Annotated in this window: 14 protein-coding genes and 1 pseudogene; 13 read left to right on the top strand and 2 right to left on the bottom strand. The window is 43.9% G+C overall.

Going from position 1 to position 18,401, the window contains the following annotated elements:
* The first annotated feature begins 12 nt into the window (after positions 1–12).
* The 3 genes from MMB75_RS11495 (at position 13) to MMB75_RS11505 (ending at position 3,673) form a co-directional block, all read left to right on the top strand.
* Positions 13–1,935, top strand: coding sequence for a sensor histidine kinase (locus tag MMB75_RS11495; protein WP_045243822.1), 1,923 nt, complete (start codon positions 13–15; stop codon positions 1,933–1,935).
* Positions 1,925–2,725 (top strand): response regulator transcription factor, encoded by an 801-nt coding sequence (locus MMB75_RS11500; RefSeq protein WP_045243821.1) that lies wholly within the window; start codon positions 1,925–1,927, stop codon positions 2,723–2,725. Before MMB75_RS11495 ends, MMB75_RS11500 begins: the two co-directional genes overlap by 11 nt.
* A 135-nt stretch (positions 2,726–2,860) precedes the next feature.
* Positions 2,861–3,673 carry a DUF3891 family protein gene (locus tag MMB75_RS11505; protein WP_039277178.1) on the top strand — a complete coding sequence of 271 codons (813 nt, stop codon included), beginning with the start codon at positions 2,861–2,863 and terminating at the stop codon, positions 3,671–3,673.
* A gap of 128 nt (positions 3,674–3,801) precedes the next feature.
* On the opposite strand, the gene MMB75_RS11510 is transcribed toward MMB75_RS11505, so the two are convergent.
* Positions 3,802–3,942 (bottom strand): hypothetical protein, encoded by a 141-nt coding sequence (locus MMB75_RS11510; protein ID WP_014599694.1) that lies wholly within the window; start codon positions 3,940–3,942, stop codon positions 3,802–3,804.
* A 252-nt stretch (positions 3,943–4,194) separates the two neighbouring features.
* Between MMB75_RS11510 and MMB75_RS11515 the strand changes: the two genes are divergently transcribed.
* The 6 genes and pseudogenes from MMB75_RS11515 to MMB75_RS11540 all read left to right on the top strand — a co-directional run bounded on the left by MMB75_RS11515 (position 4,195) and on the right by MMB75_RS11540 (position 11,368).
* Positions 4,195–5,340, top strand: coding sequence for a glucose-1-phosphate adenylyltransferase (locus MMB75_RS11515; protein WP_039277181.1), 1,146 nt, complete (start codon positions 4,195–4,197; stop codon positions 5,338–5,340).
* Between the two features lie 23 nt (positions 5,341–5,363).
* Positions 5,364–6,467, top strand: coding sequence for a glucose-1-phosphate adenylyltransferase subunit GlgD (gene glgD, locus MMB75_RS11520; protein ID WP_016821087.1), 1,104 nt, complete (start codon positions 5,364–5,366; stop codon positions 6,465–6,467).
* A 46-nt stretch (positions 6,468–6,513) separates the two neighbouring features.
* The gene (locus MMB75_RS11525; protein ID WP_045243820.1) at positions 6,514–8,967 is read left to right on the top strand and encodes a glycogen/starch/alpha-glucan phosphorylase; all 2,454 of its coding nucleotides are present in this window, start codon (positions 6,514–6,516) and stop codon (positions 8,965–8,967) included.
* A 134-nt stretch (positions 8,968–9,101) separates the two neighbouring features.
* Positions 9,102–9,710 carry a DUF2062 domain-containing protein gene (locus tag MMB75_RS11530; protein WP_016821089.1) on the top strand — a complete coding sequence of 203 codons (609 nt, stop codon included), beginning with the start codon at positions 9,102–9,104 and terminating at the stop codon, positions 9,708–9,710.
* A 203-nt stretch (positions 9,711–9,913) separates the two neighbouring features.
* Positions 9,914–10,219 (top strand): annotated as a pseudogene (locus MMB75_RS11535) (transposase); the annotation flags it as partial.
* 348 nt (positions 10,220–10,567) lie between these two features.
* The gene (locus MMB75_RS11540; protein ID WP_025364715.1) at positions 10,568–11,368 is read left to right on the top strand and encodes a Cof-type HAD-IIB family hydrolase; all 801 of its coding nucleotides are present in this window, start codon (positions 10,568–10,570) and stop codon (positions 11,366–11,368) included.
* A 197-nt stretch (positions 11,369–11,565) separates the two neighbouring features.
* Here the strand turns inward: MMB75_RS11540 and MMB75_RS11545 are convergent, their stop codons facing one another.
* The gene (locus MMB75_RS11545) at positions 11,566–12,456 is read right to left on the bottom strand and encodes an AraC family transcriptional regulator (RefSeq protein ID WP_039277189.1); all 891 of its coding nucleotides are present in this window, start codon (positions 12,454–12,456) and stop codon (positions 11,566–11,568) included.
* A 177-nt stretch (positions 12,457–12,633) separates the two neighbouring features.
* Here MMB75_RS11545 and MMB75_RS11550 point away from each other — a divergent pair, with 177 nt between their 5' ends.
* From MMB75_RS11550 to MMB75_RS11565, 4 genes are all read left to right on the top strand, one after another.
* Positions 12,634–13,953 carry an MATE family efflux transporter gene (locus MMB75_RS11550; protein WP_045243819.1) on the top strand — a complete coding sequence of 440 codons (1,320 nt, stop codon included), beginning with the start codon at positions 12,634–12,636 and terminating at the stop codon, positions 13,951–13,953.
* A gap of 69 nt (positions 13,954–14,022) precedes the next feature.
* Positions 14,023–14,652 (top strand): sugar O-acetyltransferase, encoded by a 630-nt coding sequence (locus MMB75_RS11555; RefSeq protein ID WP_017428360.1) that lies wholly within the window; start codon positions 14,023–14,025, stop codon positions 14,650–14,652.
* 309 nt (positions 14,653–14,961) lie between these two features.
* Positions 14,962–15,135 (top strand): hypothetical protein, encoded by a 174-nt coding sequence (locus tag MMB75_RS11560; protein ID WP_155399767.1) that lies wholly within the window; start codon positions 14,962–14,964, stop codon positions 15,133–15,135.
* A gap of 447 nt (positions 15,136–15,582) precedes the next feature.
* A complete protein-coding gene (locus MMB75_RS11565) occupies positions 15,583–18,258 on the top strand; it encodes a YhgE/Pip domain-containing protein (RefSeq protein WP_045243818.1) in 2,676 nt (891 codons plus the stop codon).
* Positions 18,259–18,401: the final 143 nt, after the last annotated feature.

An 18,401-nucleotide genomic window follows, 5' to 3' on the forward strand; every position in this document is an offset into this window, starting at 1 on the left:
GGATGTGATTTCATGTCAGGCCGTGTACGTTCACAGCTGAAGAGCCTGCTGCGCCGCCATATATGGCAGTGGCTGACGGATACGGTCGATCGGCTAGGCGGTTGCTCCCTTCAAGTCAAGCTCATTGTCGCTTATATCGGCGTCATTTTAATCCCGGTGGTATTGTTCTCGCTATATACCTTTCATCAATTGTACGAGAACACCATGCATGACATTACCGTACAAAATCAGTATGTACTGGATACAGAGCTGGCCCAGATTCACAGCAATATGGAAATTATGGAGCGGACCGCACAGCTTGCGATTTCAGATCGCAACGTACTTCGTTATCTAACCGAGGAACGTGAAATAAGCAGCGATGAACTGGTTCAATTCAACTTAAATGTGTTTCCCAATTTACAGCACTTGCTATACAGCAATCCCAACGTAGAGAATATCCGGCTATATACGAGTAATCCCCAGGCACATGAGATATGGCCCATGATTTTCAATGAATCACGCCTGCCCAAGGCTTCCTGGCTGACAACGGCTCAACATCAGCAAGGAAAAATATGGTGGGATATATACAAGGGACCTAAGAGCTTATTGCTGGGGCAAGCAGGGCAGGAAAGTGAAGCGGTACGGTATATAGCATTGCTGCGTGAAATTCAGGCTAGCGGGGGAAAACACGCAGGCTTGGTGGAAACCAACATGAGGCTGGAGCTCTTTTCACCTAGAGTATTCGGAACCGCACCACGTGATTATGCATGGCAAATGTTCATCCTGAACGGTGGAAAATCAGTGTCTTCTACCGATATAGCTACAGCTTCCTTTCAACCTGATCCCATTCCGATCCCTCTGTCCCATGTGCACCATCTGTTACAGTCCCGCATTCAGGGACAGGGTGGTGCTTTTGACTTTACCTATGGAAATAAGCCCTATCTCGGTTTGTACCGTTATATAGAAGGACTAGATGCCTATCTGCTAAATGTAGTGGCGCTGGACGGTCCGCTGGGTGACCTTCGTCAAAAACGCAATGCCATGCTGCTCATTATTTGTATATTGATATTGCTAATGTCCGTCATTTCTTATACCTTGCACGCCCTTATTCTCAAGCAGCTGCATACACTGCGTGAATCTATGAAAAAAGTACAGCAGGAGGGCGACTTTCAGCTTACAATCCCCGTATATGGGCGGGGAGAAGTCGCGGAGCTGGCACTATATTTTCGCAGTTTGCTAAGTCGGATTAACGTGCTCATTGCTGAGGCTGTACAGAAGCAGGCCGCTGCTCAGGAGGCCGAGCTACAAGGACTCAAACATCAGATTGATTCCCATTTTCTATATAATACATTGGAAAATCTAAAAATGATGGCGGAGATCGAGCGACAGTATCCGTTGTCGGATGCGCTCACCTCCCTTGGTTCGATGATGCGCTATAATCTCCAATGGTCTGGGCCGTGTGTTTCTTTGCGGGATGAAATCCGTCATATTCAGCATTATGTAGCCATTATGAACATCCGCCATGATAACCAAATTGCACTGGACATTCGCCTGTCGTCGACGTTTATGGAACTGGAAATACTGAAAATGTCGCTGCAGCCTGTAGTCGAAAATGCGATAAAGCACGGTTGGAGTGCATTACAAAGCCCGCTGCGCATCACCATTGAAGCCTTCTCCAAGCAAGATATCGTTGAACTGCGTATACAGGATAACGGAGTGGGAATGTCTGAAGAAAGAAAAAACGCCATCATGGCTGGTCTGGAACAGACGGATATGGGTTCCCACGAGCCCGGGGTAAATAGGGGGATCGGTTTGTATAATGTGCATCGCCGTTTGAGTATGCAGTATGGCCTAGGGTTTGGCATAAAACTGGCCAGCATTCCTGGACAATCGACGACAGTAACCCTGATTTTGCCTAGACGTCACATCACGAGGGGGGCGAACCATGACGACTAAGCTGTTGATTGCAGATGACGAGAAGAACATTCGAATGGGGCTACAAGCTATGATCGAACGGGAGTATTCCGATCTCTATGAATGCGTGCTGGTCAAGGACGGAGGCGAAGCCTGGCAGCATGTAAAGGAGTTTTCACCCGAGTTGGTGATAACAGATATCCGTATGCCTGTTATGGATGGAATTATGCTGATGCAGCATATTCGCAAGCTGGAGCCAAGAGACAGACCTTTAGTAATCATTCTCAGTGGATATGACGAGTTCCAATATGCGCGCGAAGCGATTCGTTGTGGAGCGCGGGAGTATTTGCTGAAGCCGATCGTGAGAGAGGAACTGTTCAGTGCGTTAGCAGTTTTGAACGAAGAATTACAGCAAAGGAACTCTCTAATAAACGATTGTGTGAATAGCGGGGAGATAGATAGACTGACTGGAAGAACGAACGTTGCTAGTGCGATTGCCGATAGAAGCGGCAGCTTGACGAGAGCAATCCAGTACATCCATGCTCATTTCAGCGAGGATTTGAACATGGCGGTAGTATCTAATGTAGTATCCTTGAATTATACGTATTTTAGTCAGGCGTTCAAAGCCTATACAGGTCTTAGTTTTGTTCAATATTTAAAAAGGCTGCGCATTGCAGAAGCCAAAAAGCTGCTAGGGCGTCAAGAGGGCAAGATTTATGAAATTGCGGCTACTGTGGGCTTTGACAATGCCAAGCATTTTAACAAGGTGTTCCGTGAAATGGAAGGGATGACTCCGCAGCAGTTTCGGCTGAAGAATCTAAGGGGTAATTGAAAGTAAGGATGGAGAAAACTTCACTGCCTTTTTACCCTTATGCTGATATAATGAATGAAGGTAAACATAACCATGGCCTTCGATCAGAAAGTTTGTACACATATCAGATAGACGCCTAACGGAAGGGGATAGCATATGGTTATTTATGAAACGGATCAAGCTTATATCATGACGACGCAGCATGACCATGCCCGTATTTCAGGTGAGTTGGCTTCACAATGGGAAGACAGTGCCTTTAAAAATAGACGTCATAAACAGGATTTTATATATGCAGCGAGGGAGCATGACCGGGGTTGGATTAGGCTGGACGCTGCTCCTTTCTGGAATGATTATGTGTCAGCACCTTATACGTTTATTGATTTTCCGCTTAGTCCACGTTTTGTTTTTTATCGTCTCGGGATTGATGAAGTCGAGCAAGAGAATGCGTATGCGGCGTTGCTGTGCAGCTTGATGTACAAGGAGCTCGTCGGACGGACCGAGCATGAAAAAGCTCAGGACAAGCAGATTACGCATGCTTATCAAGAGGCGGAGGAACAGCGTCGCCAGAGGCTCAGACAGGAGTTGGCATGCGGTGTAACCTTCGAACATCAAGTGCGGACGGATGTACGGAGAATGTTGTTTTGCGACGAATTGAGTCTGTTTTTATGCAGCCGAGAGCCGGGTACCCCTACAGCAGATTATGAATGGTTTGCTGAAGGTTTGAGCTTCCCGGCTGTTCGTCATGAAAGCGGACGGGTTCGGGCTGAGTGGTTATCGGACCAGACAGTAGGTCTGTCCTTTTTCCCTTTCAAGGGTAAAGTAGAGATTACTCATACCTTCAAGAAGGTGAGTAAAGAGAACATTCGTACCTCGGGTCTTCTAGAAGCGTACCGTTCCTCCGAATGCACGCATCGAACCTTTACCATCGAACATATCATGGAAGTAGAAGAGCAAAAGGAGAATGCCTGAACGTCTAATGATTCAGCCTCGAACCGATGTGTTGTGCATTGTTCGTGGTTGCTGAGTAGCGTCAGAGCAGAGCCTCTCTGAACAATTTTTCAGAGAGGCTCGTTTGTTTCTGGCTTTAAAATTTACGATTAAGATTTTGCAGATGTTTTTGCACGGTTGACCATCGTCTGTACCTTATTCAACACTTTATCACGCGCTCCTTTATTTTTCATCAGATACGTAACACCCATTCCCAATGCTGCTACTACCCATTTTTTATTCTTCATCAATAACGCCTCCTTATGATCATGTTGTCATACGCTAATGCCTAAAAAGCATCCAAAATGTGAAATGATGAACGGGATTTTACGATTTAGTGATTCCTTGCACTCGTTCCGCATAACTATGATTTACCCTTTCCATCACATCTTACCCGTTCCATTGGTAATGAAACGATTACGACTGTCTTTTCACGTTTAATGGATATTATCAAATATCCTGCCACAATTGCTTCAGACGCACATGACAGGGAGGTCTTTGTTATGAGAAAGAAGGAAGTGGTTGCCATGCTGCTCGCCGGCGGACAAGGCAAAAGACTCAAAGGACTAACCCGCACACTGGCCAAACCGGCAGTATTTTTTGGAGGAACTTATCGTATTATTGATTTCCCTCTCAGCAATTGCTCTCATTCGGGAATAGACACCGTGGGCGTATTGACCCAATATGAGCCGTTGGTGCTTCATTCCTATATCGGCGTAGGCAGCGACTGGGATTTGGATCGCCTGGATGGAGGAGTTTTCGTTTTACCACCGCACGAGAAAGAGAATGGGAATAATTGGTACCGTGGAACAGCGGATGCGATTTATCGGAACCTGCATTTCCTGGATCAGTATGACCCGGAGCATGTGCTCATTCTGTCAGGGGATCACATTTATAAAATGGATTACAGTCGAATGCTCCACTATCACAAGGAAAAGGGAGCCGATTGCACCATTTCTGTTATCAATGTCACGATTCAGGAGGCCCAACGATTTGGGATACTGAACGCCGATGAGGACCTGAAGATATACGACTTTGAGGAGAAGCCTGAACAGCCGAAAAGCACATTGGCCTCTATGGGTATTTATTTATTCAAATGGGATGTGTTGCGTCACTACTTACTGGAAAGCGCAAGTGATTCTGAATCTTCACATGATTTTGGTAAAGACATCATTCCGCTATTGCTTCAGCATGGCCGGTCGCTGTATGCATACCCGTTTGCTGGGTACTGGAAGGATGTGGGCACCATTCAGAGCTTGTGGGAGTCTAATATGGATCTTCTGGTTCAGGACCCGCCGCTAGATCTGAATGACCCGTTCTGGCGCATCTATACCCGCAGCCCCAATCAACCTGCCCAGTACATCACCCAGCGGGCGATCCTGAAAAACAGCATCGTAAATGAAGGCTGCATGGTGGATGGAGAAGTAAGACACTCCGTACTGTTTTATGGGGTTGAAGTCGGTGAGGGGAGCGTTATTACCGATTCTGTCATCATGCCGAATGTAAAAATCGGACGCAATGTACGTATTCACCGGGCCATCGTGAATGAGAACATGGTTATTGAAGACAACGCAGCCATTGGACCTGAAGATAGCCTAGATGAGATTATTTTGTTCGATCAGGAAAGCCAGCTTCACGCACGAATATAACTCGGATAAGGACGGTGTCCGCTATGAGCCGGCTCATTGGAGTGATCAACCTGGATCACGAATTGGATCAATTGAAGGAGTTGACTTATTTCCGGTGCGGGGCAGCAGTACCCTTTGCTAGTCGATATCGGCTCATTGATTTCACCTTATCCAATATGATGCATGCAGGGATGCAGGATATTGCACTGTTTATCCGTCGCAAATACCGTTCGCTGCTGGATCATTTGGGTGAAGGTCGGCCATGGGATTTAGACCGCAGAAGGGGTGGGTTGTTTATTTTGCCACCGGACTGGAACGATCCGACGGACACATCACGTGGGGACTTGCAGCATGTGCACAATAATCTGGATTTTTTCCATCGCTCATCGGGGCAAACCATTGTACATGCAGGAACTCAGCATATCAACAAGGTTGATTTAGAGGATGTATACCGATATCATCTGGAAAAGAATGCGGATGTCACCCTCGTATATAAACCCATTCACCAGCTCGAAACTGAGCATGCACCGTGTGTACGGCTGGAGATTGACGACAGCGGACGAGTGACCGGTATTCATCAGGAGCAGGATCATCATAATATTTATCTAGAAATGTTTGTGATGGACAAAAGCTTGTATCTGGATCAGGTAAAGCATTGCATTGCTCATCAGGATAATCATTTCTTTCGCGATGCGATTCAGAAAAATCCAAGTGGCCTGCGCATCTACGCGTATCGCTATGATGGTTATCATGCAGTTATTAATTCTATCGAGAGCTATTATAAAAATAGCATGAAACTGCTGGATCAGGAGCAATATCAAGCCCTGTTCCAGAATCAGCCGGTGCATACCAAAATCAAGTATGAAGCTCCGACGCGTTATACGTACAGCGCCGAGGTGGATCATTCCCTTGTTGCCAATGGCTGCACCATTGGGGGGAAGGTCGAGAACAGCATTCTTTTTCGTGGCGTGCAAGTAGAGGAAGGCGCGCGGGTAAGCAACTCGATTATTATGCAAAAATGCATCATCCGTAAAGGCGCAGTTGTGCAGAATGTGGTTTTGGATAAGGATGTACAGCTTTCACCAGATCGAACTCTGATTGGAGACATTAAAGTTCCCTATGTGATTGCCAAGAATAGCGTGATTTAAAAGATCATACTTAGCCATTAAAACGGAATTAACAGGAGGTACCACTTTGTTCAGCAATAAAGAAGCATTTAAGCAGGCCTTTCGAGAGCAACTAGTCGGAAGACTGGGTAAACCGATGCAGGAGGCTCAGTCGGAAGACGTATATAAGGTTTTGGGTGGCATGATTCGTGAACAAGTCGGCAAGAATTGGGCAGAAACGAACCAAGCCTACAAAGAAGGACAAGTGAAGCAGATTTATTATTTTTCATTGGAATTTTTAATAGGTCGTCTATTGGGCAGTAATTTGCTGAATTTGGGCGTATTGGATATGGTTCGGCAGGCATTGGGGGAATTGGGATGGAATCTGGAGGAAATCGAGGAACAGGAAGCAGACGCAGGGCTAGGCAATGGGGGTCTCGGCCGTCTGGCGGCTTGCTTCATGGACTCATTAGCATCCCTTGGCTATGCAGGGCATGGCTGCGGGATTCGATATAAATATGGCCTGTTTGAGCAGCGTATTGTAGACGGAAATCAGGTGGAACTGCCGGATTACTGGCTACAGAAAGGGAATGTATGGGAGGAACGTCGTCCTGACAAAAAGGTCGAGGTTCATTTTTGGGGACGTGTGGAGACTCGTGAACAGGAGGGGCGTCTTGTGTTCGAGACACAGGATGCCGAGACGGTCTGGGCCGTCCCTTACGATATTCCGCTGGTGGGCTATGGTCATGCGCAGGTGAATACGCTACGGATTTGGAGTGCGGAATCCGCGCTTGATCCCGTTCGAGGACCGATTCGAGGCGAGGGCGGATATTACCGCTTTCTCGATTACAATCGATCGGTAGAGTCCATCTCGGCATTTCTCTATCCGGATGATTCCAATTATGAGGGTAAGCTGCTTCGCTTGAAGCAGCAGTATTTCCTCTGCTCGGCCGGATTACAGAGCATTTTGCGTACGTTTGAGAAGCTTCGTTTACCTTACAGTCAATTGCCTGATAAAATAGCATTGCACATTAACGATACCCATCCGACACTGGTTATACCGGAACTGATGCGTATTTTGATGGACGTGAAAGGCTTGGGGTGGGACGAAGCATGGGATATTACGACACGGACCGTTTCATATACGAATCATACGATATTAAGTGAGGCGCTGGAACAATGGCCCGTCAACATGGTGAGAGAACTGCTTCCTCGGATTTACTTGATCATTGAAGAAATGAACAAACGTTATTGTGCTATGCTATTAGGGCGTTATCCGGGTCAGGACATCAAAATTGGTGAAATGGCGATTATTCATGGTGAACAAATTCGTATGGCTCATTTGGCCATCGTCGGCAGCTACAGTGTGAATGGGGTAGCTGCACTGCATACGCAAATCTTGAAGGAACGAGAGATGAAGTCCTTTCATGAATTGTATCCTGACCGGTTTAATAATAAAACAAACGGAATTGCCCATAGACGCTGGCTGATGCATGCCAACCCGGAGCTGGCAAGCTTGTATGATGAGACTATCGGTACACGCTGGAGAACCCGTCCACGCGAACTCATTGACCTGCTTCGCTACAGTGGGGACGAATCGTTCCAAGAACGGATTCAGGTGATTAAGCGAAATAATAAGGTCAGGCTTGCTGAGCATGTGTTTGCAAAACAGGGCGTACGACTGGATACATCCTCCATTTTTGATGTACAGGTCAAACGGTTGCACGGATATAAGCGACAACTGCTCAATATTTTGCATGTGATGCATCTATATAACCAGCTCAAAAGTAATCCTGCGCTGGATGTTACGCCACGCACATTTATTTTTGGCGCGAAAGCAGCCCCCGGTTATTTTCTCGCTAAACAGACGATTAAGCTCATAAATAATGTGGCGGACACGATCAATCGGGATGTAGATGTTAAGGACAAGCTGAAAGTCGTTTTCCTTGAAAATTATTCGGTCTCGCTGGCGGAGCTGATTATTCCTGCGGCGGATGTCAGTGAACAGATTTCTACGGCAGGCAAGGAAGCATCAGGCACAGGGAACATGAAATTTATGATGAACGGCGCGCTCACACTGGGTACATTGGACGGAGCTAATGTTGAAATGCATGCAATGGTAGGCGATGCCAACATGTTCATTTTTGGATTGAAGGTAGATCAGATTGAAGAGTATTATCGGAATGGACAGTATTCGGCACGCAAAACAGCCAACAGTGATGAAAGATTGCGTGAAGTGCTGGATCAACTGGTAAACGATGCACCTTTTACGCGGCATGAACGGGAATTTGAGGCCATTTATCAATCTCTGATTGATCATAATGATGAATACTTTGTGCTTAAGGATTTTGCAGCCTATGTAGATACGCAGGTTCATATTGAACAGGTGTATCGCAATCCTTCGGAGTGGACACGACGTGCTATTGTAAATATGGCCCATTCCGGGAAATTCTCCAGTGATTGTACAATCCAGCAATACGCGGCTGAGATTTGGGACCTTGTACCTCTATCCAGCGATGTCAATAAGCGAATTGTGTTCTAAAATAGCGAAACAGGCGGAATAGCATTGCTTTTCGAACGCTGAGGGTTATAATGACAGTATAGACTAAGTAAGGATGGGGAGTTATTTGAACTCATTCCTAAACTTGAAATTGTACTGTTGAAGGAGTCCTCCTATTGATAAAGTTCAATCCGAAAAGGCTCAAACCTCATAAATCAAGGAAGAAATACAATGTGTTTCAAAATATATGGCGGGCGATTCGTCTGAATTTTATTAAGCTGTTGCGCGCCCCTGGTGGAGTTAAAAAGATCTCTTTGGGCTTCGCCATTGGCTTTGGTCTGGAGATGATCGTAATTTCCACGGCCTCTCTCGTATACCTCGTGTTTTACCCGATTGTTCGGCTGTCCGGTGGTTCGCTGCCTGCCGCCATTGTGGGTAACGTTGTCGGCAAGCTGACCTTTTTGCCGATTGTACTGATGCCATTCGCCAAGCAACTGGGAGCTTGGATTTATCCATCACATTATCCGGTACATGTCAGGGGCGGTCGACTTCACGAGCATTCTTTTATGGAGCTTTTTCACGGCAACTGGTCTGTATTCAGAGACTTACTGCACGGAGGCCTCCACATCCTGATCGGCATGTCTATTTTCGGTGTGGTGCTGGGCATAATTTCGTATTTTGTCATTCAGGTTCTGTATAACCGTTCGCTGCACAAACGGTTGGAAAAGCGGAAACTGCGTCATGGCGCAGGATTTTCGCCGACCAGATTGCTGAAGAATGGATAATGTTGTACATCAGAAGCTCCTTGAGCCTATCGTTTAGGCCTTGAGGGGCTTCTTTTGGGTTAAGCAAATCTTTACTTTTATGCCACGTCTAAGGATTATGTGTATGTTTCTTTTTGGGATTAACCTGGATGGATATACCGTGAAAATATAGAAAAACGAATATACATTCTTAAAAAAGGCACGACTACTGTTGTGGGAAAAATTTACCGTTTGGCGGAAAGATATTGTACTTCTCTAGCATTCTAGACCTGTACAACGGGGAGATTATGGCTTACAGTATAGCGGACAAGCAAGATACGTCCTTGGTTGTGGGTACGCTGAATCAACTTCCAAAATAGACAAGCATGCTGCTCCACAGCGTTCAGGGAAGCGTATATACGTCACAGGCTTATCAAGCTGTAGTAAAGGGAAAAGGCATGACCATGAGCATGTCCCGTAAAGGAACACCTGCTGATTATGCCCCTATCGAATCGTTTCATTCCACGCTAAAGTCTGATGTACTGAAATTAATTTATTGACATGAAACCAGTTACATATTTTAATCTTGTTTTGTAGCGAGAGATCATAGATAAGCATGTTACCAACTCGTTTTGAATTTTTTTAGATACTTTTTAAACATTCATTATAAAGTATATAAAAAAAGACCTTTATGAACTTCACAGGAAGCGAATACTCATGGGAATATTAGTGGGAATTATATTGACCACATGCATTTTGATAGGTTCGTATTTTATCATCAGCGCAATTGTATATTCGCAAAAAAATTCAAATTCTTGTGGAAAACATGCAAGTGAAACATGTAGATCATTTTAATCAAAAGGACAAAAAAGACAAGCAAAAAACTGGAGGGCATAAGTATGATTAAACTTGTAGTCACGGATCTAGACGGAACATTTCTGAACAATAAAAGTCAGTACGATGTCGAACTTTTCAAAAAAGTTTATGCAGAGATGCAGCAAAAAGGAGTTACATTTGTCGCATGTACAGGTAAACAATGTGAACGTGTTGAAAAATTGTTTGACGAACATGGCAAGGGAGTTTGGATACTGGGTGACAGTGCTGCTCGAATTAAAAAAGATGGCCAAGTGGTTAAAGAGTTTAGTATTGATCGGAATCTAGCTCTACAGGCGATTGATCAAATTCAAGACTTCGACAACAATATGACGCTTATTGTATGTGCAAGTGATGCTGCGTACGTTCATTCTTCCATTTCAGAAGATATGTATAAAGTTGTTAAAGGCTCCTATGAACGTGTATTAAAAACAGACTCTTTTGCAAACATAGATAGCCGTTTTATCAAAATCACGGTCTTCGACACGGAGGGGCGAAGTACAGCATTAAGAGCACATGTTGAGAATACGTTGGGTGGACAAATTTATATTGTTGATTCTGAAGCTAGATGGCTGGATATCACGGCATTGCATACGCATAAAGGTGAGACAGTAAAGAAACTGCAAGAAATGTTGGGCGTCACATACGAGGAAACAATGTCATTTGGTGACGGCGAGAATGATGTGGAACTCATGGCAATCGCGAAATACAGCTTTGCAGTGAGTAATGCTTGTGAAAATACTAAAAAGGCAGCAAACTTCATTACTAAGTCAAACGAAGAAAATGGTGTTCTTCTCACGATTCAAAAAATACTGGATTTGCAGTGACCCTTGTCTGTCAAATGGTATTGCATTCTGTAAAAGAGCGGGGCAATGGTGTGATTGCCCCGCTCTTTATTATTTGAGTTGCAGTGCCCGTACTCCTTATTGTTTGAATTTCTATATTACGCTTTTGACAAAATAATATTTGAGTTGAAAGACTGTTGTAATCCATATTATTCCAAAACAGCTTGTATTACTTCCATTCAAGTTGAATCGTTATTCGAAACTTGTTTTCGATAATTTTGCGGAACTACACCCATCTGTTTACGGAAAATGGACGAAAAATAGCTAGCACTTTGAAAACCGCAGGCAAGTGCGATTTCACTAATGGATCTTCGTGTTTCTCTTAACATTTCGCAACTTTTTTGAAGGCGATATTGAGTGACATAGTTGTTGGGCGTCTGGCCCACATATTTGTTAAATAATGTACAGCAACGGCTTCTGCAAACAGCTCCTGCAGATGCGATCTCCTCAAGAGTTATTTTTTGATCATAGTTTTGATGAATGAAACGAGTCATTTCCTGAACATGTGTCAATACTCCAGATTGCCCAGAAATGGGTTGCAAATGATCCCCTATAGTAGCACACAAAGATAAAGCTTGTGATGCCAGACGAAGCGGATTGGGAGGAGTATGGTCCTTGTGCATTTCCTGATAGATTTCTTGAATGGAAAGTAATATTCTTTGCTGCCAATCAATCTGATTTGTAAGCACGACAAAATCATCCATCATTAAACTAAACTTATCCCCCCAGTATGTTTGAACAAATGAAGGCTTCACACCAAGGATAGACGGATGAATGACGATGACAAGGAATAAACAATCGTTGTGGTCTGCAAGAGAATAACCGAAATGCAAACGTTGGCTATTCACAAAAAGTCCATCTCCCTGCTGCAATCGAGTGATAGTTCCATTAACAGAGAAATCCATCGCTCCTTTTAATACGTAGATAAACTCCACGTCCACATGCCAATGCGCTACTGCTGTATGATTGTTAAATTGATGAAGGCTTCCCTTTCTGACGTAAAGTGGTAAATCAGGAATATTATAATTTAAACGTTCTGATAAATCAGAAAACACCTCTAAATTTGTCATCAACAAAATCATCCTTTGAATATATACGATTTTTATAAAATTATAGCCAATTTTAATGGAAATAACAATGATACTATCCTATTCTTATATTGTGGAAATCAACGAGAGGACAGGGTATAGGTGAGAAACCGTATACAATTTAGAGGATCTGGCAGTCGTGATTTTAATCGAGAGTTAATGATGCTCGTCATTCCCATTGCATTACAAAATTTAATATCAGCAACCGTGATATCCGTTGATGTATTTATGCTGGGTATGATTAGTCAATCTGCAATGTCAGCCGTATCACTCGCAGGGCAAATTACTTTTGCATTAACATTGTTTTACATGGGGATGTCAGCGGGGGCAAGTATCCTGACTGCGCAATACTGGGGAAGGGAGGATTTACCAACCATACAGCGCATTCTTAGTATTGCTTGCATGTTCTCCTTTTGTATCTCCATTTTGTTTTTTTTGACTTCCTTCTTTCTTCCAGAGGCACTTATGTATTTATTCACCAATGATACTGAACTGATTCAATATGGCTCTAAGTTTTTACAAATGAATTCCTTTTCTTATCTCGTGATGGGAATATCGCAGATGTATCTCAGTGTGATTAGAAGTATGGAAAATGCAAAACTCAGTGCGTGGATTAGCTCCTTATGTTTGATCTTAAACATTTTGTTCAATGCCTTTTGCATTTTTATTTTATTCCCATCAAGACCCGAACTGGCCATTTCCGCAGTAGCTCTTGCCACGGTTTTAGCACGGATTATTGAACTAGTATGTTGTATGATTCACTCCGTAACCAAGGGGGGCATTCGTTTTCGTTTGCCTGTACGTGATGGCATTCAACGAAATTTATTAAAAGATTTCTTAAAATATACTCTGCCTGTACAGGGGAATTATATTGTATGGGGAGGAGCTCTTACCGCTACGGCTGCAATTATTGGCCATGTGAACTCCGATATGGTAGCAGCTAACTCGATAGCGTCTGTAGTTAAAAACCTAGCAGTTGTTCTCTGTGGAGGCATAGCTACTGGAGGCTCTGTACTTGTTGGAAAGTATTTGGGACAGGGTGACATCGAGAAGGCAAAGCATGCGGGCAACAAAATGTGTTTTTATGCTTTGATATTTGGAGTTATTGCAGGCTGCACGATTCTGTTCATTAAACCATTGGTATACTCCATCGTCAATTTGAATTCAATTGCTCAAAGTTACCTAGATGGGATGCTTTACATTAGTGCGTATTATTGTATGGCTAAATCCTTAAACTCCACAACTATAGCGGGTATATTTACGGCTGGTGGGGATTCCAAATTTGGATTTTGGTGCGACACTGTTGTCATGTGGCTTATTATTCTGCCGCTTAGTTACCTATGTGCTTTTGTTTGGCAAGTGCCGCCTATCTTTTTGTATATCGTCATCAGCTTAGACGAGATGATTAAATTACCCATTGCTTTTATTCGATATCGACAGTTTAAGTGGCTTAACAACATAACTAGAAACTTTGCATAAACCTGATCATAACTAAGGGTTATGCAATTTACTCTAATAAATACAAGCATTTATAAGGGAGAATGTTGCATGAATATCCAAGAACGAATGGCTAGCAAACAATTATTTACAGATCACGATGCTAATTATCCGAAAGAGGCTGCAGAGTTGGCGAAAGCACGCCAGCGTGGTAAGGCAATATGCTATGAAATTAATAATTTGCATCCGGATGATGTTGAAATGCGCAAAACGTTAATGAAACAACTCTTTGCAAGCATTGGAGAAAATGTATGGATGGAGCCGCCAATTCGCATGTCTTATGGTTCAAATACGACCGTAGGAAATAATGTATATATCAATTTCAATCTAACCGTGGTTGACGACTATAAAGTTACGATTGGGAATGATGTCATGTTTGGCCCGAATGTAACGATTGCTGTAACGAATCATCCTGTACATCCAGAAAAGCGCAAAGAAGGCGGGATGTTTGCATTACCAGTGGTCATTGAGGATGGGGCATGGATCGGGAGCGGAGCGATTATTGTTCCAGGAGTCACGATTGGCAAAGGGAGTGTAATTGGTGCTGGTAGTGTGGTAACCAAGGATATCCCTGCGAATGTAATAGCTGTTGGAAATCCATGCAGAGTTCTTCGTGAGATTACGGATCATGATAGGGAGTTCTACTATAAAGACATGCGTTTTGATCAAGTTGAATGGTAAGAAAAAGTGACCAATAGTTTTATAAAATAAAAATGCAGCTCACATAAAGTCAAATGGAACCATACAATCTTCGATCATCTACCTTCTGAGAGGGGTTTTTCGATGAATATACTTTATTTTTTTCTAACAATAGTTTCCCTTTATTTTGTCATTACAGCAATTGTGCATTCACGCCACACAAACTTGGTAGCCGATAAAATGGAAAAACAGTTTGAACATTACTTTAATGAAGATGCGCATCAAAATGATCAGCATATTGTATCAAATCGATAGCAATGCATTATTAAGCTAACGGGAGACGATAACTCAATGAAACTTAAAAGGCAACCGATCAACGTGGTCGGCTGCATGATTCCAATCGCGGTAACTGGCAGTTTGCTGTTTTCTACACTCCTTACTTTATTTGTGGTACCGTCTCTTTATATGTTTCTGGCAAAATATAAACTAAGACGCAAACTAAAGAAAGAACTGCCTTCAGCTTAAGAGGAACAGCCCTCATAACGTGAGACAAATCAAAACACCTTCAAGAGAATCAAGCCATGTCGTAAGATATGAAGATAACCTTGGAGGTGTTTTTACGTTAGCAACGAGAGTGAGTTATCCTTAGAAATAAAGATGAAAGCTATTGAAATGAGATTGGCAAGAGTTTCGATAAGAGAGGTTATGGAGCAACTGGGAATAAAGAATAAGGCACAGCTACAAACATGAATGAGGTGGTATCGAAATGGCGAAGAACCAATGTTTTGATCCCTGTCTCACAAATGGGGGGGGAGTCCCCAAATCAATAAATAGGGTGCTTTTTATTTGATGGAGGCTATGCCTGCAAATGGAGTTCGTTTATTACATTCGCTTCAGCCGCTCAAATCGTTTACAATACGTGTGCATACAACACTGGACGATAGGTTAATGTACATATGAGGAGTGGTGAAGTTGCGGAAGATATGGCAAATCTACTTAACAGACTGGAAAAATGTATTCAAAGTATCGACCGGGACTTTATTAGTCATTGGCATCATTCTTTTGCCTTCCGTCTACGCATGGGTGAATTTGAAAGCAATGTGGGACCCATATGCGAATACATCAGGTATTAAAATTGCAGTAACCAGCCAAGATCAGGGTGCTGAGGTAAATGGTAAAAAGATTAATATCGGCGACGAGGTTATACATAGCCTTCAAAATAACAAGAAGCTGGGTTGGACTTTTGTCAATGAAGCGGAAGCGCGAAAAGGGGTACTGAACGGTGATTATTATGCCAGCCTGCTGATCCCAAAAGATTTTTCAGAGAAAATTACGAGTGTGCTTACAGAAAATCCGCAGAAGCCGGAGATTGATTATGCTGTGAATGAAAAAATCAACGCGGTCGCTCCGAAAATTACTTCTTCAGGGGCAACCTCTCTGACAAACCAAATTAGCCAAAACTTTATTGAAACGGCCAGCCAGGCGGTTTTGACGAAATTAAAGGAAGCCGGAGTAAAGCTGGAAGAGGAGTTGCCGACGATTCGCAACATTGAAAATCGGGTGTTGGAGCTGAATAATCGGTTGCCTGATATCGATCGGTTGGGTAAGCAGGCATTAGAGCTGGAGCAGAATTTACCGAAAATTAAGGCTCAGGGCCAAAAGATCATTGCATTGAAGGAAAAAATTCCTGAAATCAACCGTGCTGGCGACCTGGTGCTTAAAATTGACAAAAACCTGCCTGAGCTGGACAAGGTGGCCGCAGTTATTTTGGATATACAAAAAAAACTGCCCGATATTCAAAAAGCCGGTGATCGAATTGTTGAGCTGGATCAGAATTTCAGTAAGGTAGAAAGTGCACTCGCTACCGCCTTGGAGGATACGCAAACGGCCCTTAAGGTCATTCATGCTGCCCGGACAGCACTGCCGGAAGTACAGAAAATAGCCGATACAGGCAAGGATTTTACAACTGGTATACTTGACTTTCTGGATAAAAACGAAGGTGCGCTTGATTCGATCGGAACCATAGTTAAAGAAGATTTACAGCTGGTGCAACAAATTGCGAATGAAGTTTCACAGATTACAGGCATCATTCGTGGTGTGGATTTTGATCCTAAAGCAGCACAAGCTGGGGCGAATCGGATTAGCGGTAGGCTCACGACTGCCGTAGGTGTGCTGGACCATATTTCTCAACTGCTGAACCGTGTGAACGGATATTTGCCTAGCCAGCCACTGAATTCACTTATTTCCCGGGTAAACGGGGTAGAGGATCGCTTCCGCCGATTGAATAGCACGGTCACTAGCATTGGGGATGCTATTCAGCGTGGTGAGAAGCCTGCCCAAAATCTGCTGGATGATGCTGACCGCCTTGCAGGAGAAATCAGTAGCGGAATTGACAGCATTTTGGACAATTATGATACGGCATATGCTCCTGCCATTCAAAAGGCGCTGGATCAAATCAAATCTGTTGCCCGCAATTCTGCCAATGTGTTGACCACAGCTCAAGAGCAGCTCCCGAATATTGATAAGCTATTAAATGATGCACAGGTCGCAGCCGAATTCGGGCAGCAAGAGCTAACACGTCTCCAGCAGGACTTGCCACAATATCGTCAAAAGCTGCATGAAGCCGCTACGACGATTCAGGGACGCATGGGCGAGTTTACGAATGCTGTGAACAAAGCGGCAGACTTCGTGAAGCACGATTTGCCAACGGTTAAAAGTAAAATTCATCAAGCGGCAGACTTTGTACGCAATGATTTGCCGAAAGCGGAACAACAGTTTGTTAAAATGGCAGACTTGATTGAAAACAAGTTTCCTGAGGCTGAAAAAGCGGTACACCAGGTAGCCAATTTTGTCAGAACCGATCTTCCTGCTGCCGAGGATTCCATACGTCAGGCAGCAGACACGATCCGTAAGCTTAAGGGCGAAAATGCCCTCGGAAGAGCTATTGCGTTGCTTAAGGGAGATGTAAAAAAGGAAAGTGATTTCCTCGGTAGTCCGGTATCACTGAAGCAGGAGCGGATATACCCGATTCCTAACTATGGTTCTGCGATGTCACCTTTTTACACTACATTATCGATTTGGGTAGGTGCGATGCTGCTGGTCTCCATGTTCAGGGTAGATGTGGATGACCCGGAAGGTCAATATAAAAGCTACCAGGTGTATTTTGGACGGCTCATGACGTTTTCTACAATTGGTATTTTTCAGGCGCTGAGCGTATCTCTCGGTGATTTGTTCCTGCTGGGAACATATGTGGATGCCAAAGTAGCATTTGTACTCTCCTCTATGCTGATCAGTCTAGTGTTTACGGCCATGACCTATACTTTGGTTTCGGTGTTCGGCAATATCGGGAAGGGTCTGGCAGTCATCCTGCTGGTGCTCCAATTCTCCAGTTCAGGGGGCACATTTCCTATTGCGACGAGTACAGCTTTTTTTCAGACCCTGAATCCGTTCGTACCGTTCACCTATGCGGTTAGTCTACTACGGGAAACGGTAGGAGGAATGTTGCCGTCAACGGTAACACGAGATGTAGTGATGCTGTTTGTGTTTATCGGAATTTGCTTCTTGTTTGGATTAGTACTTAAGAAGCCGCTTAGCAAGCATACGAAGAAAATGGCAGAGCGAGCGAAAGAAACAAAATTAATTCCTTGATTGTTAAAAAGAGAGTGAGTTACGGTGGCTGAGGTGAGCGGCTCCGCCGTAAAGTCACTTTCTTAACATTCGGCGTGTAGTATGTAGGGGTGGCCTCCGCATGTAATGCTTCGGCATGGTGCGGAGGCTTTTTTGCATGCGCT

This window comes from Paenibacillus sp. P2(2022) (genome assembly GCF_029522175.1).
Classification (GTDB): Bacteria; Bacillota; Bacilli; order Paenibacillales; family Paenibacillaceae; genus Paenibacillus; species Paenibacillus polymyxa.